The sequence below is a fragment of the Candidatus Accumulibacter sp. ACC003 genome, assembly GCF_907163085.1.
Taxonomy (GTDB): domain Bacteria; phylum Pseudomonadota; class Gammaproteobacteria; order Burkholderiales; family Rhodocyclaceae; genus Accumulibacter.
On the sequence record NZ_CAJQTX010000009.1, the window covers coordinates 474,150 to 496,250 of the forward strand.

A 22,101-nucleotide genomic window follows, 5' to 3' on the forward strand; every position below is an offset into this window, starting at 1 on the left:
AGCGGTCTGCTCCGGTATAATTCCGGGGCTTGCAAAGATCCGAGCGGGAGGGCTGTACGCCCGTCCCGCTTTTGCGTATCTATAGCCCGGATCGGCGAAGCATTCACCCGCAGCATCAACAGGAGTCTTTCGTGTCCTTGCTACCCACTCTTCCGCCGGCGCTACTCGCTCTGGCCGATGGGACGGTTTTCCGCGGTCAGGCCATCGGTGCCGGCGGCAGCACCAGCGGCGAGCTCGTGTTCAATACGGCGATGACGGGCTACCAGGAGATCCTCACCGATCCCTCGTACTGCCGTCAGATCGTCACCCTCACCTACCCCCACATCGGCAATGTCGGCTGCAACGCCGAGGACTTCGAATCGCGCGGCAACTATGCCGCCGGCTTGGTTATTCGCGAGTTGCCGATTCGCGCCGAGAGCTGGCGCCTGCAGGAGACACTGCCCGCGTATCTGCAGAAACACGGCGTCGTCGCCATTGCCGGCATCGATACGCGCAAACTGACGCGCATCCTCCGCGAAAAAGGCGCCCAGGCGGCGTGCATCATGGCCGGCGACCTTGATGAGCAGCGAGCCATCGCCGAAGCCCGCGCTTTTCCGGGCCTGGCCGGCATGGACCTCGCCAAGGTCGTCAGCACCAGCGAGCCCTACCAGTGGAACCTTGGCGAATGGACGCTCACTGGCCAGAGCGCCAGTCCACCAGCGCGCCTGCACGTCGTTGCCTACGATTTCGGCGTCAAGCACAACATCTTGCGGATGCTGGTCGACCGCGGCTGCAAGCTGACTGTCGTGCCGGCACAAACCTCGGCGGCCGAGGTCCTCGCGAGCCGACCCGACGGCGTCTTCCTGTCCAACGGCCCCGGCGATCCGGAACCGTGCGACTACGCGATTGCGGCCATCCGCGAGCTGCTCGAACGCCGTATTCCGACCTTCGGCATCTGCCTCGGTCACCAACTCCTGGCACTGGCGTCCGGCGCCAGGACGGTGAAGATGAAGTTCGGCCATCACGGCGCCAACCATCCGGTCAAGGATCTGCGCAGCGGCCAGGTGCTGATCAGCAGCCAGAACCACGGCTTTGCTGTCGACGCCGAGACGCTGCCAGCGAATCTGCTGGCGACGCACGTTTCGCTTTTCGATGGTTCCCTGCAGGGGATTTCCCGCAGCGACGTACCGGCGTTTTCTTTCCAGGGCCACCCTGAAGCCAGCCCCGGGCCGCACGACATCGCCCATCTGTTCGACCGTTTCGTCCAGATGATGCTAGACACAAAGGCGCAACATGCCCAAGCGCACTGACCTAAAGAGCATTCTGATCATTGGTGCCGGTCCGATCGTCATCGGCCAGGCCTGCGAGTTCGATTACTCCGGAGCGCAAGCCTGCAAGGCGCTGCGCGAAGAAGGCTACCGGGTGATCCTGGTGAACTCGAATCCAGCGACGATCATGACCGACCCGGAAATGGCCGACGTCACCTACATCGAGCCGATCACCTGGAAAGTCGTCGAGAAGATCATCGCCCGCGAACGACCCGACGCCCTGCTGCCGACCATGGGCGGCCAGACGGCGCTGAACTGCGCCCTCGACCTGGCCAGGCACGGCGTCCTGGAGGCGTTTGCCGTCGAAATGATCGGCGCGACCAAGGAAGCCATCGACAAAGCCGAGGACCGCGAAAAGTTCAAGACCGCGATGACCCGGATCGGTCTCGGCTCGGCGCGCTCGGCAATGGCGCACTCGATGGAAGAGGCGCTGCAGGTACAGGCGATGATCGGCTATCCGACGATCATCCGGCCATCGTTCACCATGGGCGGCTCGGGCGGCGGAATTGCCTACAATCAGGAAGAATTCGTCGACATCTGCGAACGCGGCCTGGAAGCCAGCCCGACCAGCGAGTTGCTGATCGAGGAGTCGCTGATCGGCTGGAAAGAATTCGAGATGGAGGTGGTTCGCGACCGCAACGACAACTGCATCATCGTCTGTGCGATCGAGAACCTCGACCCGATGGGCGTTCATACCGGCGATTCGATTACCGTCGCGCCAACGCAAACGCTGACCGACAAGGAATACCAGATCATGCGCAACGCCTCGGTGGCGGTCCTGCGCGAGATCGGCGTCGACACCGGTGGCTCCAACGTGCAGTTCGCGATCAACCCGCAGGACGGGCGAATGATCGTCATCGAAATGAACCCGCGCGTCTCGCGGTCGTCGGCGCTGGCGTCGAAAGCGACCGGTTTTCCGATCGCCAGGGTCGCCGCCAAGCTGGCGATCGGCTATACGCTCGACGAACTGGCCAACGAGATCACCGGCGGCAAGACGCCGGCGTCGTTCGAACCGTCGATCGACTACGTGGTCACCAAAGTGCCGCGTTTCGCCTTCGAAAAGTTCCCGGAGGCCGATTCGCGACTGACCACTCAGATGAAATCGGTCGGCGAAGTGATGGCCATCGGCAGGACTTTTCAGGAATCGCTGCAAAAAGCCCTGCGCGGCCTGGAGATTGGCGTCGATGGCTTCGACGAGTTGAGTACCGACCGCGAGGAAATCGAAACGGCGCTCAGTGAGGCGCGCCCGGAGCGGATCTGGTACATCGCCGACGCCCTGCGCATCGGCATGAGCCTCGAGGAAATTCATCGTCTGACGGCGATCGACCCGTGGTTCCTGGCGCAAATCGAGGATCTCTACAAGAAAGCCGAACTGATCCGCGGCAAGCCGCTACAGTCGCTGTCACGCGAGGAATTGCGGCACCTGAAGCGCGCCGGTTTCTCGGACAAGCGCCTGGCGACCCTGATGCAGACTACCCAGACGGCGGTCCGCGAGTATCGCCACGCCTTGCAGCTGCGTCCGGTCTACAAGCGCGTAGACACCTGCGCGGCCGAGTTTGCCACCGACACCGCTTACATGTACTCGACCTACGAGGACGAGTGCGAGTCCAAGCCCAGCGACCGCAAGAAGATCATGGTTCTCGGCGGCGGCCCCAACCGCATCGGCCAGGGAATCGAATTCGACTACTGCTGCGTTCATGCCGCGCTGGCGATGCGCGAAGACGGTTATGAAACGATCATGGTCAACTGCAATCCGGAGACTGTATCCACCGACTACGACACCTCCGATCGCTTGTACTTCGAACCGCTGACGCTTGAAGACGTCCTGGAAATCGTCGCGGTCGAGAAGCCCTACGGAGTGATCGTCCAGTTTGGTGGGCAGACGCCATTGAAACTGGCGCGCGACCTCGAAGCCAATGGCGTGCCGATCATCGGTACCAGCCCGGACATGATCGACGCCGCCGAGGACCGCGAACGCTTCCAGAAGCTGCTCCAGGAACTGGGTCTCAAGCAGCCGGCCAACCGTACCGCGCGCACCGAAGCCGACGCCTTGCGCCTGGCCGCCGAGATTGGCTATCCGCTGGTCGTTCGTCCGTCCTACGTACTCGGCGGTCGCGCCATGGAAATCGTCCACGACCCGCGCGACCTCGAGCGCTACATGCGTGAAGCGGTGAAGGTTTCCAACGACTCGCCGGTACTCCTCGACCGTTTCCTCAACGACGCCTGCGAAGTCGACGTCGATGCCCTCTGCGATGGCCAGGAGGTGCTGATCGGAGGCGTCATGGAACATATCGAACAGGCCGGCGTTCACTCGGGTGATTCGGCGTGTTCGCTGCCTCCGCACTCGCTGTCGACAGCGTTGCAGGATGAAATGCGCCGCCAGACACAGCTCATGGCCAAAGGCCTCAACGTCTGCGGTCTGATGAACGTCCAGTTCGCCATTCAGGACAACGTCGTTTTCGTCCTCGAGGTCAACCCGCGCGCCTCACGCACCGTTCCCTTTGTCTCCAAGGCCACCGGCCTGCAACTGGCAAAGATCGCCGCGCGCTGCATGGTCGGGCAATCACTGGCCAGCCAGGGCTTCAACAAGGAAGTGATTCCAAATTACTTCTCGGTCAAGGAAGCCGTTTTCCCGTTCGCCAAGTTCCGCGGCGTGGACACCATTCTTGGCCCGGAAATGAAATCGACCGGCGAAGTGATGGGTGTCGGCGTCAGCTTTGCCGAGGCCTTCGTCAAGAGCCAGACCGCGGCCAGCGTACGCCTGCCCAGTTCCGGACAGGTGTTTGTCAGCGTCAAGGAGTCGGACAAGCCGCAGGCGGTAGCCATCGCTCGCGATCTGCGCGCGGCCGGCTTCACCCTGCTCGCCACGCGCGGTACGGCAGCGGCAATCGCTGCGGCGGGCATCGACGTCACGCCGGTGAACAAGGTTACCGAAGGCCGGCCGCACGTGGTGGACATGATCAAGAACAACGAGATTGCCCTGATCATCAACACCGTCGACGAGAAACGCACGGCGATCAACGACTCGCGCTCGATCCGCACCTCGGGACTCGCCGCACGGGTGCCGATCTATACCACCATCTGGGGCGCCGAAGCGGCGACCGCCGGAATCAGGAATCGCGGCGCACTGGTCGTTTATCCGATCCAGGAATTACACGCGCAACTGAGTTAGTTAACCCATAGAACCGTCGCCACAAGCCAGCGGGCGAGCGGCGGCGGTTTATCGTTGGCAGGCAAAGACATGACCAAGATCCCTCTGACCGTCAAGGGCGCTGAAAAGCTCGGCGCCGAACTGCATCACCTGAAGACCGTGGAACGCCCGCAGACCATCGCGGCAATCGCCGAGGCACGCTCGCACGGCGACCTCTCGGAGAACGCCGAATACGATGCGGCCAAGGAAAAACAAGGCTTTGTCGAAGGCCGCATCCAGGAAGTCGAAGGAAAACTCGCCAATGCGCAGATCATCGACCCGAAGCTGCTCGCCGCCGACGGACGTTGCGTTTTCGGCGCCACGGTCGATCTCGACGATCAGGATTCCGGTGCTCGCGTCAGCTATCAGATCGTTGGTGAGGACGAAGCCGATATCAAGGACGGCAAGATCTCGATCAACTCGCCGATCGCCCGTGCGCTGATCGGCAAGTTCGCTGGCGATATCGCCGAGGTGCAAGCGCCCGGCGGCGTTCGCGAGTACGAGATTGTCGCCGTACGTTACGAATAGGCCGACCAATGCGACGCCTTGCCGATGCGCTGTACGACATCGTGCTGACACTGTGGGTCGGTGGCCAGTGGGCGATCGGCTATCTGGTCGCCCCCACGCTGTTCGCCGCACTCGCTAACGACCGTCGCTTGGCAGGCTCGCTCGCCGGCCGCCTTTTCGAGTTGATCGGCTGGGTCGGCCTGGCCTGCGCGTCGTACCTGCTGCTGTTCCTGTTGCTACGCATGGGTACGCTTGCCCTGCGCCGCTGGAACTTCTGGCTGATCGTCGGGATGCTGCTGCTGACCGTCGTCAGCGTCTTCGGCATTCAGCCGCTACTTGCCCAACTCAAGGCCGACGCCTTGCCGCGCGAAGCGATGGAGAGCGTCTTGCACAACCGCTTCGCCACCTGGCATGGCGTGTCGAGCGTCCTCTATCTGGTGCAGAGCGTCCTCGGGCTGTTATTGGTGACCGGTTTCCGGCGCGACGCGAAGTAGGGTCCCGTACAGTGGCCACAGACACCACCCGCGTGGCGCCAGGTCTCCAGCGTGGCGCTGGCCGGCAGCGCTCTCAGTTCCCGGAATTCCCCTGGAAGCTGCGTTTGCTACGACGCGGCTCGGCACGTCGCGGGCGGGGCTTGGCGCCTTGCGCCTGCGCGTCTGTTTGCGGGCGCCAGATCACCAGCAGCTTGCCGATATGCTGAACCGGCGCGGCAGCCAATTGCTCGCAGAGCGTCGCGAGGAACTGTTCACGGACTTGCCGATCGTCGTTATAGACACGGATCTTGATCAATTCGTGACTGATGAGGTTGGCGTCGACTTCCCTGACGACCGATTCGGAGAGGCCGTTCTGGCTTATCGAGACCACCGGCTGTAGGGAATGAGCGCGAGCACGCAGAGCGCGGCGCTCGTCGGAGCTGAGATTGAGCATGCGGGACACCTTTTCTTAAGGAACGCATTCTAATGTGAAAGTCGCTTCCGCGACTGACGAATCTCGATTCTCCCCGCTGCGGGAGAAAGACCGGGGACGTCACCGATTGTCATGACCTTGGCGGGTTTCAAGCAATGAATCGAAGCAGATCGAGCAGCGCGTGGTTGAACGAACACGTGAACGACGCCTACGTACAGAAGGCACGAGCGGCTGGCTATCGCTCGCGCGCCTCGTACAAACTGATGGAGATCGACGACAAGGATCGCCTGATCCGCGCCGGCGAGGTGATCGTCGATCTCGGCGCCGCCCCCGGCGGCTGGTCGCAGGTGGCGGCCAAGCGACAACAGGGCCAGGGTCGAGTGCTCGCCCTCGACCTGCTCGAAATGGAAGCGGTGCGTGGCGTCACCTTCCTGCAAGGCGACTTTCGCGAGACCGACGTCCTGCAGCAGCTGGAAACAATGCTCGGCGGCGAGCAGGTGGGGCTTGTTCTTTCGGACATGTCACCCAATATATCGGGGATAGCGCTCTGCGACCAGGCCCGGATGATGCACCTTGCCGAGCTGAGTCTGGAATTCGCGCGCCACTGGCTGAAACCGGACGGCGCCTTCCTGGTCAAACTTTTTCAGGGTCACGGCTTCAGTGATTTCCTGCAAGAAATGCGGCAGGTGTTCAAGACCGTTTCCTCACGCAAGCCGGATGCTTCACGCGACCGCAGCCCGGAGGTCTATTTGCTGGGCAAGACCTTGAAAACTTGAGAGCATCGGCGATGTCGTCTTTGCTGCAGCAGGCGCGAATCGGTTTACAATGCTGAGTTCGTGGTATGGCAGCGCTTCCGGCGACATCGTCGCCCGGGCAACGTAGAAGAGGTGAAGTATTGAATAACATGTTCAAGAATCTGGCCGTCTGGCTGGTAATCGGTCTGGTCTTGATGACGGTCTTCAACCAGTTCAACACGCGCCAGGTCGCTCAATCGACGATGGAGTATTCACAGTTCATCGACGAAGTGGGCAAGGGAACAATCGCCAAGGTGGTGATCGAGGGCCGCGTGCTCAAGGCGACGACCACCGACGGTCGCAAGCTGACCAGCTACGCACCTCCCGACCTGTGGATGGTCTCGGATCTGTTGAAAAACGGCGTCAAGGTCGAGGCCAAGCCCGAGGAAGAGCAGTCGTTCCTGATGAGCATCTTCGTCAGCTGGTTCCCGATGCTGCTGCTGATCGGCGTGTGGATCTTCTTCATGCGCCAAATGCAGGGCGGCGGCCGCGGCGGCGCTTTTTCGTTCGGCAAGAGCAAGGCGCGACTGCTCGACGAGTCGACCAACACCATCACCTTTGCCGACGTCGCTGGTTGCGACGAGGCCAAGGAAGAGGTCTCCGAACTGGTCGACTTCCTGCGTGACCCGTCGAAGTTCCAGAAACTCGGCGGTCGGATTCCGAAAGGCGTGCTGCTGGTTGGCAACCCGGGTACCGGCAAGACACTGCTCGCCAAGGCGATTGCTGGCGAAGCCAAGGTACCGTTCTTCTCGATTTCCGGATCCGACTTCGTCGAGATGTTCGTCGGCGTCGGCGCCGCGCGCGTTCGCGACATGTTCGAAAACGCCAAGAAACACGCCCCGTGCATCATCTTCATCGACGAACTCGACGCCGTCGGTCGGCAGCGCGGCGCCGGTCTGGGCGGCGGCAACGACGAGCGCGAGCAGACACTGAACCAGATGCTGGTCGAGATGGATGGCTTCGAAGGCAGCGTCGGGGTGATCGTCATCGCCGCGACCAACCGTCCGGACGTGCTCGACCCGGCGCTGATGCGTCCCGGCCGTTTCGACCGGCAAGTCGTCGTGCCGCTGCCCGATATCCGTGGTCGCGAGCAGATCCTGGTGGTGCACATGCGCAAGGTGCCGCTGTCACCCGACGTCAAGGCCGACATCATCGCCCGTGGCACGCCGGGATTCTCGGGCGCCGACCTGGCCAACCTGGTCAACGAGGCCGCCTTGTTCGCCGCCCGCGGCAACAAGCGTTTGGTCGACATGGACGACTTCGAAAAGGCCAAGGACAAGATCATGATGGGCGCCGAGCGCCGCAGCATGGTGATGAACGAGGACGAAAGGCGCAACACCGCCTACCACGAGTCGGGACACGCCGTGGTCGCGAAACTGATGCCGAAGTCCGACCCGGTACATAAGGTGACCATCATCCCGCGTGGGCGGGCGCTTGGCCTGACCATGCAACTACCGGAAGAGGATCGCTACGCCTACGACCGGATCTATCTGATGAGTCGGATTGCCGTCCTCTTCGGTGGCCGCGTCGCCGAAGAACTGTTCATGAACCAGATGACCACCGGCGCTTCCAATGACTTCGAACGCGCCACCCAGATGGCGCGTGACATGGTCACCCGCTACGGCATGTCGGACGCGCTCGGACCGATGGTCTACGGCGAGAATGAGGGCGAAGTCTTCCTCGGGCGCTCGGTGACCACGCACAAGAACATGTCGGAAGCGACGATGGAGAAGGTCGATCGCGAAATCCGCCGCATCATCGACGAGCAGTACGCACTGGCGCGCAAGCTGCTTGAAGAAAATCGCGACAAGGTCGAGGCCATGGCCGCAGCGCTGCTCGAAATCGAGACCATCGATAGCGACCAGATCAACGACATCATGAACGGCAAGCCACCACGCCCACCCAAGCAGCCGCAGAGCAAACCCGCGAGCACGCCGGACACCAACACTCCTCCCGATGCGGCGCCGAGTGCGCCGGCACCGGCCTGAGTGCGCTGGTCTAGCGCCAGACGCGCGCCGAAGCGCGCGTCCTCGGCGCCTTCGAGGCTTCCATCGGCCGCGGGCACCTCGGCGTGACACTCCGCTGCGGCAACTTTTCGCTGTCGCTGCAGCGGCCGCTGTTGATGGGCATTGTCAATCTGACTCCCGACTCGTTCTCCGGCGACGGGCTGGCGAACGATACCGCGCGCGCACTGGCGCACGCTCGCCAGCAGATTGACGCCGGCGCCGACCTGCTTGACATTGGCGCCGAGTCGTCCCGCCCGGGCGCTGTTCCGACCGCAGAGGACGAAGAGCTGCGGCGCCTGCTGCCCGTTCTCGAGGCCCTCAACGGCTGCGGTATACCAATCTCGGTTGACACCTACAAGCCGGCGGTGATGCGCGCGGCTCTGGCCCACGGCGCGTCGATGATCAACGACATCCACGCCTTGCGCGTGCCGGGCGCGATCGCCGCCGTTGCCGACAGCGACTGCGCGATTTGTCTGATGCATATGCAAGGCGCGCCATCGAGCATGCAGGAGCAGCCGGCTTACCAGGACGTTGCCAGCGAGGTACAGGCCTTCCTCCGCGCACGCGTCACGGCGGCCAGAGCAGCCGGCATCGCCGCAGATCGTCTGGTCCTCGACCCGGGCTTTGGCTTCGGCAAGACGCTGCAGCACAATCTGGAGCTGCTGCGCGCGCTCGCCGACTTGTCGTTTGACGGACTGCCGATGCTCGCCGGCATTTCACGGAAGTCGATGCTCGGTGCAATTACCGGACGTCCGGCCGACCGTCGACTGCCAGCGAGTCTCGCGGCTGCCTTGCTGGCCGTGCAGCGTGGCGCAAAGATACTGCGCGTGCACGACGTTGCCGAAACCAGCGATGCCTTGGCCATCTGGCAGGCCGTAGACGGCGGGCTGCAGCAACCGTAACAAGGCTCAAGGTGCTTCATTTTGCGGCCACCGCTACGGATTTAAGTAGAATAGTGGGGATTGGACAAGCGTCCACACTTTGCGATCAAGGGGAGAAGAATCTTGGGCAGAAAGTATTTCGGCACCGACGGCGTGCGTGGGCGTGTCGGCGAAGACCCCATCACACCTGATTTCGTCATGCGCCTGGGGCATGCGACCGGACGGGTGCTCGCTGCCCGTGTCAGCGAGAGCAGCCGCTTCAAGGCCGGCGAGCGGCCAGCCGTGCTGATCGGCAAGGACACCCGGGTCTCCGGCTACATGCTCGAAGCGGCGCTCGAAGCAGGCTTTGCGGCAGCCGGCGTCGATGTCTGCCTGGTCGGGCCGATGCCGACTCCAGCCATCGCCTACCTGACGCGCGCCTTGCGCCTGCAGGCCGGCATCGTCATTTCTGCGTCACACAACCCTTACTACGATAACGGAATAAAATTCTTTTCGGCGCGGGGCACCAAGCTGCCCGACGAGATGGAGTCCGAGATCGAAGCAATGCTCGACGAACCGCTGACCTGCGTGCCATCGGCCGCTCTCGGCCGCGCCCGCCGGATTGACGACGCCGACGGCCGCTATATCGAGTTCTGCAAGAGCACGTTTCCATTTGAACTCGACTTGCGCGGGCTGAAGATCGTCGTCGATTGCGCCAACGGCGCGGCCTACCACATTGCAGCGCACGTCTTTCACGAGCTGGGAGCCGAGGTCAGCACCATCGGCAGCGAACCCAACGGCCTCAACATCAATCAGGACGTCGGCGCAACGGCGCCAGCGGCCCTGCGTGCAGCGGTCCTCGCACAGGCGGCCGACCTCGGCATCGCGCTTGACGGCGACGCTGACCGCGTACTGATGGTAGACGCCGCAGGCAATCTCTACGATGGCGACCAGCTGCTGCTGGCGGTCGTCCGCAGCCGCCTGCGCCAGGGCCCGGTCGCCGGTGTGGTGGGTACCTTGATGAGCAACCTGGCGCTCGAGCACGCGCTGGAAAGGCTCAAGATACCGTTTGTTCGAAGCGCCGTTGGCGACCGCTACGTCATGGACGCCTTGCGCCAGAAGGGATGGCTCTACGGTGGCGAGAACTCGGGCCATATCCTTTGTCTCGACCGGCACTCGACCGGTGACGGCATCGTCTCGGCGCTGCAGGTTCTTTCCGCGCTGCGTGAAGCGGGAGGAAGCCTGCAGCAGCTGCTCAGCGATCTCAAGCTCTACCCGCAAGTCCTGATCAACGTTGCCCTGAGCAAGGGCTTCCCATGGCAGAACCACCCCCTGATCGGCGCGGTGCTCGGCGAGGTCGAGAGCGAACTCGACGGCTGCGGCCGGGTGCTCCTGCGTGCCTCGGGGACAGAGCCGCTGCTGCGCGTGATGGTCGAGGGTCAGGACTCGCAAACGGTTACCCTGAGCGCCGAAAAACTGGCTGCCGCCGTACGGCAGGCGGTGGCCGGGTAAGGCGCTAGCCGCGATGCCTCGGCACGCGCCTGCCGAGCAGCCTGGCGACCTCAGTCCTCACCCTCGTGAACTCCATACTCGCGGTCGAGCTGGCTCATGTAGCGCGCGTACCACCAGATGATCGCCAGGTAGATCAGGGGCGCGCCCTGGGCACCCATGTAAAAGCCCAGTGGGAAACCCATGAACGTGACGCTCGCCAGTTCCCGCGCAAAGAAACTGACGACGAAGCTGACCACGAACCAGAGCGTCAGCAGCCATGCGGTCGCCTTGAGGTTGCGCCGCCAATAGTCGCGATGCTTACGCCCGAGTCGCACGCTGCTCTCCTCCAGGGCTACCGCCGATCACCGGGGAAACCGGTGACGCCGGGCGGCCATTGCCGCTGGCCGGCGACTCACGAGCCGTCCACCTCGGGGTAACGAACGCTTTCGACAAAATCCTGCGTCTCCTGACTTGGCGGCTGCCCGAACAGGCTGACGACGATGATCGTCACAAAGCCGACCGCCACGCCCCACACCCCGGCCGACGTTGACTGGATCCCGAACCACGGTTCCATGCCGATTCCCTGGATACCCAGCCACGGAATGCTGTCGACCTGCACGCGCACCATGTAATAGAGGGTCACCAGCAGGCCCAGCACCATGCCACTGATCGCGCCCGCCGCATTCGCTCTCTTCCAGAAAACACCCAGAATCAGCGCCGGAAAGAAAGCTGCGCCGGCCAGCGAAAAGGCCCAGGCAACCATCGCCAGAATGGTCGCCGGCTTTTGCGAAGCAACACTCGCGGCGAGCACCGCAACAACCAGCAGCAGGGCCTTCGAAACGACCAGCCGCCACTGCGTCGTCGCATTCGGGCGGAAAATCTTGTAATAGACGTCGTGCGACAAGGCGCTGGCGATGGTCAGCAGCAAACCGTCGGCGGTCGACAGGGCGGCGGCGAGCGCGCCAGCGGCGACCAGACCCGAAATGACGTAGGGCAAACCGGCGATTTCCGGTGTGGCGAGCAGGATCACGTCGGGATTGAGCGCCAGCTCGACCAGTTGCAGAATGCCGTCGCCATTGACATCCTCGATCGACACCAGCCCGATCTTGCCCCAGGCGCTGACCCACACCGGCAGTTGCGCGATCGACGAACCGATCAGCGTCGAGTAGATCTCGTACTTGGCGAAAACGGCATACGCGGGCGCCGTCAGGTACAGCGCCAGAATGAACAGCAGCGACCAGACGACCGAACTGCGCGCCTCGCGAACACTGGGCGTCGTGTAGTAGCGCATCAGGACGTGCGGCAGCGCCGCGGTGCCGACCATCAGGCAGAACACCAGACTGAGAAAATTCAGGCGCGCGGTGTCACTGACCGCTGCGGCCGCCTCGCCGCCACCGGCCGTCGGATACGGCGTCGCGTGGTGCTCGGGTTCGGCGCCACGCTGCATTGCCTGACGCATCAGCTTGTCCCAGTAAACGCGGGCCGCTTCGCTGCTCTTTGGCAGGTCGCGCCGTTCGCGCTCGAGGGCGACGACCTCGCGCATTTGCGCATTACTGGTCTTCAGGTCGTTAATCTGATCGACCAGGCGCCGCCTTTCTTCGTCGAGCGATTCGGGCAAGCTCAGGATTCGCTGCTGATAGCCGTCGGCACGTTCGCGGAAAATACGGCGCGCCTCGACCTCGGCGGGGTCGTCGAAGATCCGTTCCTCGAGAACCTGGACCTTCTGCAGGACCAGACCGTAGGTCAGTTGCGGAATCGGTATGCCAGTGACCTGGTACGAGAGAATCGTCACCGGCACCAGATAGGCGACGATCAGGATGGCGTACTGCGCCACTTGCGTCCACGTAACGGCGCGCATGCCGCCGAGAAACGAACACACCAGGATCCCTGCCAGACCAACGAAGACGCCGATTTCGAACTGCAAGCCAACAAAACGACTGGTGATCAGCCCGACGCCATAGATCTGTGCGACCACATAGACAAAGGACGCCAGGACGGTAGCAAATACACCGACCAGCCGCGCCGGATTGCCGCCGTATCGCGCCGCCAGGAAGTCCGGGATAGTGAATTGCCCAAAACGGCGCAGGTAAGGCGCCAGCAACAGCGCCACCAAAACGTAACCACCGGTCCAGCCCATCACGTAGGCCAAGCCCTGGTAGCCCGACAGATAAAGGGTCCCCGCCAGCCCCATGAATGAGGCCGCGCTCATCCAGTCGGCACCGGTGGCCATGCCGTTGAATATCGCCGGTACCCGCCGGCCGGCGACGTAGTATTCCGAAACGCTGGCCGTTCTCGCCAGCACGCCAATCGTCGCGTACAGAAAGATGGTCAGAAAGAGGAAGGAATAGCCGATCCACCGTGGCGGCAGGCCGAAACGCTCGAGCACTGCCAGGACGACGATGAAAATGAAGAAGGCAGCCGTATAGAAGGCGTAGTAGCGACGCAGCGGGCCGGCAGTGTAATCAGCCATGGCCGCGCGCTCGCCTAGCCGCTCTGGTACAGGTGGCGATGCGCCTTCTCGAGTTCGATCAGGCTGGCCGGCGTCTCGAAGCCATCGCGCGCCGCGCGCGCAATCGTCACCTGCAACAGTTTGGCCGTCGCGTAGGCGTCTGAAACGGCGTTGTGGCGCTTGATGCTCTCGATGTCAAAATGAGCGAGCCAGACGTCCATACGCGAGTTCTCATCGCCGAACTGCCGAAACACGCTGCCCATGACCCACGCCAGGTCGATCCACGGCAAGCGCAGCTCGACTCCCAGCGACTCGGCGAACGCGCGTTCAATCCGCCGCGCGGCGAAGGACGCGTGATACGCCACCAGCGGCGCTTTGCCAACAAAATCGAGGAATTCAAGCAGCCCTTCGGCGCTCGGTCCGCCGCCTGTCGCCTGCTCAGACCCCTGTCCTGGCGGCCTGCCGGCCACCTCGAGCGCGGCGCCGGCCTTGACCATAACAAGCTCCATCGCCTGCTGGAAATCGATCAGGCCATCGACCACGGCCAGCGCCCCGATCGAACCCAGAGGGTCGGTCTGCCAACTGGCGCCAGCGATCTCGACGTCGACGACCACGTAACGGCTGCGATAGTGTGAACGCCCCATGACCGGCGCCGGCAGCTGGCGCCAGGCCGTGATCAAGCGCTGCTGGCCGGCGGTCAAGCGCGCTTCAGGCGCCTCGTGACCCGCAAAAAGTCGTGACAACCACACCATGATCAGACCTGATAGTCGAGTCGCAGGCGCGCCTGCAGCTTGCGCGCCTGCCGGAAAGATTCTTTGAGAATCCGCCGTTCAATCTCGTTCAGCTCGTCCGGCCTGACAAGATTGTCGCCGGCACGCCCGTGTTCCTGCTCGAAATGCTGGTGCCGCAAACGTAATATCTGGATGAAATTGAAGCCCTCGACGGTCGCCGCCACCTCGTCCGGAGGAATATTCATCAAGGCGCTCGAGTACTTCAGACGAGCGACGGTGTTGGTCGCCTCGACCTGGTTGGCCAGGGCAAAAAGACGCGCCGCGTCGGTAAACAGGCGAACGCCGTACTTCTTGAGGTCGATCGTTCCCGGATGCTCCGGGTCGGCGCCGGTCACGAAGTCACGGATCCTGCCCAGCGGTGGCGCAACGTTCAGCGCGTTCTGCGCCAGCATGCGCAGAAACAAGGGGTTGCCCTGCGTCTGTCGCAGCAGCGACAGACGCAGCCGGTGCGCCAGATTGAAGCGACCGTAGAGCGGCCGGAAGTCGAAGAAAATGGTGGCATTGAGCAACGCCAGGGGTTCCGGCGTACGAATCCAGTGTGAAAACTTTTCCTCCCACTCCTCCAGTGTCAGGCACAGATCGGGATTGCTGGCCATGATGTTGCCCTTGCACAGCGGGAAACCGCATTTGTCCAGGTCATCGTTGACGTCCCTGGCAAACTCGAGGAAACGCAGCTGCGTCTGCTCGCGATCCATGATATCGGTACAGATATAGACGATGCCGTTATCTTGATCGGTGGTGAAGGTCTGTTCGTCACGCCCCTCCGAGCCGAACGACAGCCACGCCCAGTCGATACCGTAGAGATCGTGACGATCGAGATTGAGTTCGATGACCCGGCGCGTCACGGTGTCGTTCAAGGTCGAAATGAACTGCGTTATCTCCTGCCCGCCGACACCCTCGGCAAGCATCGTCAAGGACAACTGGCGAACGTCTTCGCGAGCGTGCACCAACACCTCGACGCTGCTCGCCGAATCGATCGCATGACGGATCTGCCGCAGACCGGCACCTTGCAGTTTGAACAGGTCGCGCTCCGATACGACGCCGCGCAGCCGCCCACCCTCGTCCACCGCCAGCAGGTGCCGAACCCGGTGCATGGCCATGGCCAGTGCCGCATCGTGAGCATTGGCCGCCAGCGGCAGCGTCTGCGGCGCCGGCGACATCACGGCGGCGATTTCTTGATCGAGCGAAGCACCCGGCAGGACAATCCGTTTGAGAACGTCAGAGAGGGTAAAGATGCCGACCGGCTGCTGCTCGGCATCGACCACGACCATCGACCCGAGATGCTGGCTGGCCATCATCTCGACGACCAGGCGGACCGACGTCTCCGGTGCGACAGCAACCGGCGCACGCGTAATCACCCGGGCCAGCGGCGAGTTCATCGTCTTCTGCTCGGCGGCACGCTGCGCAAACTGCAGCTGCAGCTGCTGCTGTGACTGCCTGAGCAAGCCGGCGATGTATTGGGTGCAGAACAGGTTGAAGACGGAACTCTTCTGCGTCAGGCTGAAAAAGTCTTCGGCCGGCAGTTCGTAGCAAAAAACATCTTCGCGCGCGATATAGGCACTCGAACTCTCACGCTGCGCCATCAACGCGCCGATCGAGAAGCAGCGACCGGGACCGAGCGTGATCGATGCCGATTCGGCGCTACTGCCGCCACTTCTCTTGATCCGTACCTGGCCGCGCTGGACGATGTGCAGAGTGCGTGCGACACCCATCTCGCTACCCAGGATTTGCGCAGCTTTCGGATAGTGGGCGAGTTTGACGCGCTCGGCGAGAAAACGCAGCGCCGCCGCTTCCATGCGATCGAAGGGCGCGTAGGCCTGGAGCACCTGGATGCACGCCGAGACCAGCAGTTCAGTGGCACTATTACTCATGCCAGCTCCTCGACCAACGCAATTGAACAGGCCGGCACGCGCGGCGTGCCGGCCTGTTGGAGGGTTTCTGCTGACGAGCGGGCGAGCCGACGTGCCTCTGACACGTCAGCCGCGCGCCGGCAAGGATCAGCCTTTGAGTTGCTCGAGAATCGCCGGGTTTTCGAGCGTCGAGATATCCTGCACGACGTCCTCGCCTTTGGCCAGCGAGCGCAGCAGGCGGCGCATGATCTTGCCCGAACGCGTCTTCGGCAGATTCTCGCCGAAGCGCAGATCCTTCGGCTTGGCAATCGGACCGATCTCGCGACCGACGTGGTCCTGCAGCTCCTTGATCATTTTCTTGGCGGCATCGCCGCTCGGCCGCGCGCCCTTGAGGACGACAAAGGCGCAGATCGCTTCGCCGGTCAGATCGTCCGGACGACCAACGACTGCCGCTTCGGCAACCATCGGGTGCGAAACCAGAGCCGACTCGATCTCCATGGTCCCCATGCGGTGACCGGAGACGTTCAGCACGTCGTCGATACGACCGGTGATCGTGAAGTAGCCGGTATTGACGTCGCGGATCGAACCGTCGCCAGCGAGATACAGCTTGCCGTTGAAATCGTCGGGATAGTACGACTTCTTGAAACGCTCGGGATCGTTCCAGATGTTGCGGATCATCGCCGGCCACGGCCTTTTGACGACCAACAAGCCACCTTTACCCCAGTCGAGTTCGGTACCGGTTTCATCGACGACGGCGGCCTGGATTCCCGGGAAGGGCAAGGTGCATGAACCCGGAACCATCGGCGTGACGCCCGGCAAGGGGGTGATCATGTGACCGCCCGTCTCGGTCTGCCAGAAGGTATCGACGATCGGGCAGCGACCGCCACCAACGGCGTCGTAGTACCACTGCCAGGCGGCCGGATTGATCGGTTCGCCAACGGTACCCAGCAGACGCAGCGACGACAGGTCGTACTGCGTCGGCGCGACGGCCGGATTGACGTCGGCGGCCTTGACCAGCGAACGAATTGCCGTCGGCGCGGTGTAGAACACAGTGACCTTGTGGTCCTGGATCATCTTCCAGAAGCGGCCGGCGTCCGGATACGTCGGGATGCCCTCGAAGACCATTTCGGTCGCCCCGCAGGCCAGCGGCCCGTAGGTGATGTAGGTGTGGCCGGTCACCCAGCCGATGTCGGCCGTACACCAGAAGAGGTCGTCCGGCTTGATGTCGAAGGTCCACTTCATGGTCAGGATGGCGTGCAACAGATAGCCGCCGGTCGAGTGCTGGACGCCCTTCGGCTTGCCGGTCGATCCCGAGGTGTACAGCAGGAACAAGGGGTGCTCGGCACCAACCCACTCCGGCTCGCAGACGTCGGACTGGCCGGCGATGACATCGTGCCACCAGACGTCACGGCCAGCGACCATGTTGCACGTCCCACCGGTACGCTGGAAGACGATGACGTTCTTGATCGACTCGCAGCCGCCCAGAGCGAGGCCGTCGTCGACCGCTGGCTTGAGCGGGATCTTCTTGCCGCCGCGGCATTGCTCGTCGGCGGTAATCACCGCCACGGCGCCAGCGTCGTTGACCCGATCACGCACCGACTGTGCCGAGAAGCCACCGAAGACGACCGAGTGAATCGCACCGATACGCGCACACGCCTGCATGGCGATCAGGCCTTCGACGCCCATCGACATGTAGATCACCACCCGATCACCCTTGCCAATGCCACGCGCCCGCAGGCCGTTGGCAAACAGGCAGACGCGCGACAACAGCTCTTTGTAAGTGACGCGCGTGACTTCGCCGTCGTCGGCTTCAAAGACAATCGCCACCTTGTCACCGAGGCCGGCTTCGACGTTGCGATCCAGGCAGTTGTACGACGCGTTCAGCGTGCCGTCGGCAAACCACTTGAAGAACGGCGCGTCGGACTCGTCGAGCACCTCCGTGAACGGCGTTTTCCAGGAGACGTGTTCGCGGGCCAGGCGCGCCCAAAAACCGGCGTAATCCTTGGTCGCTTCATCACATAGCGCCTGGTAGGCGTCCATGCCGGAAATCGTCGCCTGCTTGACGAACTCGGCTGAGGGCTGGATAAGAGTTACGGCTTCGTTCTGTGACATGTCCCATCTCCTGTGCAGTATTGGTAGAGGATTCAAGAAGTCGATGCAGCAAAGTGAAAAAGAACCCGGTGTTCGCGGCCCCCGCATGGCGGCAGACAGATAATAACGCTCGCGGGGCACCGGCTGTCACGACAACAGCCGAGGATTAAACGCTGCCAATCTTACACACCACTTACGCCAGCGCCGTGCCGCACGCCCGCCATCGGCATTTCTCTGCAACTGCAGGTGATCACCGATTCGCGCACTCGCCGTGCGCATTCCGGCTTGCACGCCGGCATCGTTCGACCGGCATGGTGCATGCTTGCTGAATTTCCCGACGCATTCGATACCCCTTGTTCTCGAGCGGGGAAAAGGGCGATCAGCGCGTTGCGGACGCGACTTTCACGGTAAAATCTGGCCTTCTAAATGTTCCCGAACTGACACGAAATGGCAGCGCTACAACCGACCGTGCAAAAACTCGAGACCTTCATTTTCTGGAGCCGCTGGCTGCAGGCGCCGTTGTATCTCGGCCTGGTGATCGCCCAGGGCGTCTATGTCTACTTGTTCATGGTCGAGCTGTCGCACCTCATCCAGAACCTTTTCTTCAGCGCCACCCGGATCAACGAAACCGAGGTGATGCTGGTCGTCCTCGGCCTCATCGACGTGGTCATGATCGCCAACCTGCTGATCATGGTGATCATCGGCGGCTACGAGACCTTTGTCTCGCGACTCAATCTCGAAGACCATCCGGACCAGCCCGAATGGCTGTCGCACGTCAATGCCGGCGTGCTCAAGATCAAGTTGTCGACGGCGATCATCGGCATCTCGTCGATCCATCTGCTGAAAACCTTTATCAACGCCGAGAACCTCAACGAGCACACGATCAAGTGGCAGGTGATCATCCATGCGGTGTTCCTGCTGTCGGCGCTGGCGATGGTGTGGGTCGACCGGATCATGACCCAGACCCTGGCCATGAGCAAAGCCCAACACCTCGCGAGGCACTGAACCTACACCCGCTGCGGGCAGCCGCCCGCGCCTACCAGAGAGAGCCTGAAATGACCGCCATCAAGCAGGAAGACTTCATTCAGAGCGTCGCCGACGCCTTCCAGTACATCAGCTACTATCATCCGCTGGACTACATCAAGGCGCTCGGCGCAGCCTACGAGCGCGAGCAGAGCCCGGCGGCGAAAGATGCGATCGCCCAGATCCTGACCAATAGCCGGATGTGCGCCGAGGGTCACCGGCCGATCTGCCAGGACACCGGGATCGCGGTGATCTTCCTCAAGGTCGGCATGGACGTGCGCTGGGACGCCACCCTGTCGGTGCAGGAAATGTGCGACGAGGGCGTTCGTCGGGCGTACAACGACCCGGATAACAAGCTGCGCGCATCGGTCCTGCTCGACCCGGCCGGGGCGCGCAAGAACTCGCGCGACAACACCCCGGCGGTGGTGCATTACGAGATCGTCCCGGGCCACCACGTCGAAGTGATCTGCGCCGCCAAGGGCGGCGGTTCGGAAAACAAGTCCAAGTTCTACGCGCTCAACCCCTCCGACTCGATCGTCGACTGGGTGCTCAAGACGGTGCCGACAATGGGCGCTGGCTGGTGCCCACCGGGGATTCTCGGCATCGGTATCGGCGGCACGCCCGAGAAGGCGATGCTGCTGGCCAAGGAATCGCTGATGGCGCCGGTCGACATCCACGAGCTGATCGCCCGCGGCGCCAGCAATCGCGTCGAGGAACTGCGTCTCGAGCTGTACGAAAAGGTCAACGCGCTGGGTATCGGCGCGCAGGGACTGGGCGGCCTGACGACCGTCCTCGACGTCAAGATCCTCGACTACCCGACGCACGCCGCCAGCCTGCCGGTGGCGATGATCCCCAACTGCGCGGCAACGCGGCACGCGCATTTCCATCTCGACGGTTCGGGACCGGCAACGCTGACACCGCCAGACCTCAACGAGTGGCCGAAGGTCAACTGGACACCAAACACCGAAACCTCGACGCGGGTCAACCTCGACACGCTGACACCGGCCGAAGTCGCCAGCTGGAAGCCCGGCCAGACGCTGCTGCTAAACGGCAAGATGCTGACGGGCCGCGACGCGGCGCACAAGCGCATTCAGGACATGCTGGCCAGAGGCGAAGCCTTGCCGGTCGATTTCACCAATCGCGTGATCTACTACGTCGGCCCGGTCGACCCGGTCCGTGACGAAGTCGTCGGCCCGGCCGGCCCGACGACGGCGACGCGAATGGACAAGTTTACCGAAATGATGCTCGCCGAGACCGGCCTGATCTCGATGGTCGGCAAGGCCGAGCGTGGTCCGGCGGCGATCGAAGCGATCAGGAAGCATAAATCGGCGTACCTGATGGCCGTCGGCGGTGCTGCCTACCTGGTCGCCAAAGGGATAAAGACCGCCCGCGTCGCCGGTTTTGCCGACCTTGGCATGGAGGCGATCTACGAATTCGAGGTCAAGGACATGCCGGTGACCGTCGCCGTCGATTCGACCGGCACCTCGGTGCACAACACCGGACCGAAAGAATGGCAGGCGCGGATCGGCAAGATCCCGGTCGCCGTCGCCTGAGTGATCGCAAGGGCGGCGAGCAGGCCGGCGGGCTGCCGGCTTGCTCGCCGCAGGAGATACCCCATGGCCATCGAGCGGCACGGCACGACGCAGCGCCATTCGGACGTTTGCGCGTACAGCAACACCATCTATCTGGTCGAAAGGCCGCAAACCCTGGACGCCAATGTCGCTACGCAAACCCGCGAAGTCCTCGCCGGGATAGAGCAACTGCTGGCCCAGGCCGGCAGCGACAAAACACGCCTGCTGATGGTCACCATCTACCTGCGCGATATCGAAGACGCCGTCGCGATGAATGCGATTTGGGACGCATGGCTGCCATGCGGCAGCGCGCCAGCTCGCGTCTGCATTGAAGCGAATCTACGCCATCACGATTTCCTGCTTGAAGTCGCGGTCATTGCTGCCCGCTGACGGAACGTCAGACGCTCTGGCGACCGCCTGCGCGGCTGCAGAAACGGCGCACCAGGCGGGCGCGGGCGTCGATCAAAGGCCAGCGCCGATGATCGGCATTTTCGATAGCGGCCTCGGCGGCCTGTCGGTCCTGGCGGCAATCGCCAGCGCGCTGCCACAAGCCGATCTGCTGTACTTCGCCGACACCGCGCATGTGCCCTACGGCGACCGCGACGACGCCTTCATCCGCCAACGCGTGCTGGCCATCGGCAAACACCTCGCCGCACAGGGCTGCACATTGATCGTCGTGGCCTGCAATACGGCCACCGCAGCGGCCGTTGCCGCCTTGCGCGAACAACTTCCGGGACTGCCGCTAGTCGGCGTCGAGCCGGGCGTCAAGCCGGCGGCGGCGGCCTCGCGCAGCGGCCGCATCGCGGTACTGGCTACGGCATCGACGGCCCGCAGCCAGCGCCTGGCACAGCTCATCGAAGCGCACGCCGGCGGCGTACAGGTCGCCGTCGAGGCCTGCCCCGGCTGGGCGACGCGTGTCGAAACATTGCAGCTCGACGACCCCGACTTTGCCGACGAAGCCCGGCGGCATCTGGCGCCGCTGCTCGCCGCCGGCGCCGACCAGATCGTCCTCGGGTGCACCCACTACGCCTTCCTGCGGCCGCTGCTCGAAGCCATCGTCGCGCAGCGCGCGACGTTGGTCGACGTCGCCGAAGCCGTCGCCCGCCAATGCGTCCGCCTGGCCGGCGCGACGGCGCTGGGCCAGGGTCGCTTGACGCTGCTCGCCACCGCCCACCCCGAACGACTGCAAGCGGCGCTGCCCGCACTCGGCCTGAGCTGGCTCAGCGACCGCCTGAGCGGTGCCGCGCGCCTGGCGCTGACGTGAG

General features: G+C 63.1%; 18 protein-coding genes. 12 read left to right on the forward strand and 6 right to left on the reverse strand.

Going from position 1 to position 22,101, the window contains the following annotated elements; genetic code table 11:
* Positions 1–137 precede the first annotated feature (137 nt).
* From carA to QZ656_RS20605, 4 genes are all read left to right on the forward strand, one after another.
* Positions 138–1,289, forward strand: coding sequence for a glutamine-hydrolyzing carbamoyl-phosphate synthase small subunit (gene carA, locus QZ656_RS20590; protein WP_291995275.1), 1,152 nt, complete (start codon positions 138–140; stop codon positions 1,287–1,289).
* Positions 1,273–4,479 carry a carbamoyl-phosphate synthase large subunit gene (gene carB, locus QZ656_RS20595; RefSeq protein WP_291995138.1) on the forward strand — a complete coding sequence of 1,069 codons (3,207 nt, stop codon included), beginning with the start codon at positions 1,273–1,275 and terminating at the stop codon, positions 4,477–4,479. Before carA ends, carB begins: the two co-directional genes overlap by 17 nt.
* Positions 4,480–4,548: 69 nt before the next feature.
* On the forward strand, positions 4,549–5,025 hold the full coding sequence (gene greA, locus QZ656_RS20600) for a transcription elongation factor GreA (protein WP_291995139.1): 477 nt from the start codon (positions 4,549–4,551) through the stop codon (positions 5,023–5,025).
* A gap of 8 nt (positions 5,026–5,033) precedes the next feature.
* Positions 5,034–5,498 (forward strand): DUF4149 domain-containing protein, encoded by a 465-nt coding sequence (locus QZ656_RS20605; protein WP_291995140.1) that lies wholly within the window; start codon positions 5,034–5,036, stop codon positions 5,496–5,498.
* Positions 5,499–5,571: 73 nt separating this feature from the next.
* Here QZ656_RS20605 and QZ656_RS20610 read toward each other — a convergent pair whose 3' ends face one another.
* Positions 5,572–5,931 (reverse strand): YhbY family RNA-binding protein, encoded by a 360-nt coding sequence (locus QZ656_RS20610; RefSeq protein WP_291995141.1) that lies wholly within the window; start codon positions 5,929–5,931, stop codon positions 5,572–5,574.
* 134 nt (positions 5,932–6,065) lie between these two features.
* Here QZ656_RS20610 and QZ656_RS20615 point away from each other — a divergent pair, with 134 nt between their 5' ends.
* From QZ656_RS20615 to glmM, 4 genes are all read left to right on the forward strand, one after another.
* Entirely contained in the window at positions 6,066–6,686 is a 621-nt protein-coding gene (locus tag QZ656_RS20615; RefSeq protein ID WP_291995142.1) for an RlmE family RNA methyltransferase, read from the forward strand.
* Positions 6,687–6,805: 119 nt separating this feature from the next.
* A complete protein-coding gene (gene ftsH / locus QZ656_RS20620; RefSeq protein WP_291995143.1) occupies positions 6,806–8,692 on the forward strand; it encodes an ATP-dependent zinc metalloprotease FtsH in 1,887 nt (628 codons plus the stop codon).
* A gap of 134 nt (positions 8,693–8,826) precedes the next feature.
* A complete protein-coding gene (gene folP / locus QZ656_RS20625; RefSeq protein ID WP_291995276.1) occupies positions 8,827–9,612 on the forward strand; it encodes a dihydropteroate synthase in 786 nt (261 codons plus the stop codon).
* Between the two features lie 102 nt (positions 9,613–9,714).
* Positions 9,715–11,082 carry a phosphoglucosamine mutase gene (glmM, locus tag QZ656_RS20630; protein ID WP_291995144.1) on the forward strand — a complete coding sequence of 456 codons (1,368 nt, stop codon included), beginning with the start codon at positions 9,715–9,717 and terminating at the stop codon, positions 11,080–11,082.
* A 50-nt stretch (positions 11,083–11,132) separates the two neighbouring features.
* On the opposite strand, the gene QZ656_RS20635 is transcribed toward glmM, so the two are convergent.
* From QZ656_RS20635 to acs, 5 genes are all read right to left on the reverse strand, one after another.
* Positions 11,133–11,396, reverse strand: a complete 264-nt coding sequence (locus tag QZ656_RS20635) for a DUF4212 domain-containing protein (protein ID WP_291995145.1) — start codon at positions 11,394–11,396, stop codon at positions 11,133–11,135.
* A 77-nt stretch (positions 11,397–11,473) separates the two neighbouring features.
* Positions 11,474–13,531: a VC_2705 family sodium/solute symporter gene (locus tag QZ656_RS20640; protein WP_291995146.1), complete on the reverse strand. Its 2,058-nt coding sequence runs from the start codon at positions 13,529–13,531 to the stop codon at positions 11,474–11,476.
* Positions 13,532–13,545: 14 nt separating this feature from the next.
* On the reverse strand, positions 13,546–14,211 hold the full coding sequence (locus QZ656_RS20645) for a 3'-5' exonuclease (protein WP_291995147.1): 666 nt from the start codon (positions 14,209–14,211) through the stop codon (positions 13,546–13,548).
* Between the two features lie 53 nt (positions 14,212–14,264).
* Positions 14,265–16,172, reverse strand: a complete 1,908-nt coding sequence (locus QZ656_RS20650; protein ID WP_291995148.1) for a DUF294 nucleotidyltransferase-like domain-containing protein — start codon at positions 16,170–16,172, stop codon at positions 14,265–14,267.
* Between the two features lie 126 nt (positions 16,173–16,298).
* A complete protein-coding gene (gene acs / locus QZ656_RS20655; RefSeq protein WP_291995149.1) occupies positions 16,299–18,263 on the reverse strand; it encodes an acetate--CoA ligase in 1,965 nt (654 codons plus the stop codon).
* A 426-nt stretch (positions 18,264–18,689) separates the two neighbouring features.
* Between acs and QZ656_RS20660 the strand changes: the two genes are divergently transcribed.
* The 4 genes from QZ656_RS20660 (at position 18,690) to murI (ending at position 22,100) form a co-directional block, all read left to right on the forward strand.
* On the forward strand, positions 18,690–19,247 hold the full coding sequence (locus tag QZ656_RS20660) for a TIGR00645 family protein (RefSeq protein WP_291995150.1): 558 nt from the start codon (positions 18,690–18,692) through the stop codon (positions 19,245–19,247).
* 50 nt (positions 19,248–19,297) lie between these two features.
* Positions 19,298–20,818: a fumarate hydratase gene (locus QZ656_RS20665; protein WP_291995151.1), complete on the forward strand. Its 1,521-nt coding sequence runs from the start codon at positions 19,298–19,300 to the stop codon at positions 20,816–20,818.
* 63 nt (positions 20,819–20,881) lie between these two features.
* A complete protein-coding gene (locus QZ656_RS20670) occupies positions 20,882–21,226 on the forward strand; it encodes a RidA family protein (protein ID WP_291995152.1) in 345 nt (114 codons plus the stop codon).
* 88 nt (positions 21,227–21,314) lie between these two features.
* Positions 21,315–22,100, forward strand: coding sequence for a glutamate racemase (murI, locus tag QZ656_RS20675; RefSeq protein ID WP_291995153.1), 786 nt, complete (start codon positions 21,315–21,317; stop codon positions 22,098–22,100).
* Position 22,101: the final 1 nt, after the last annotated feature.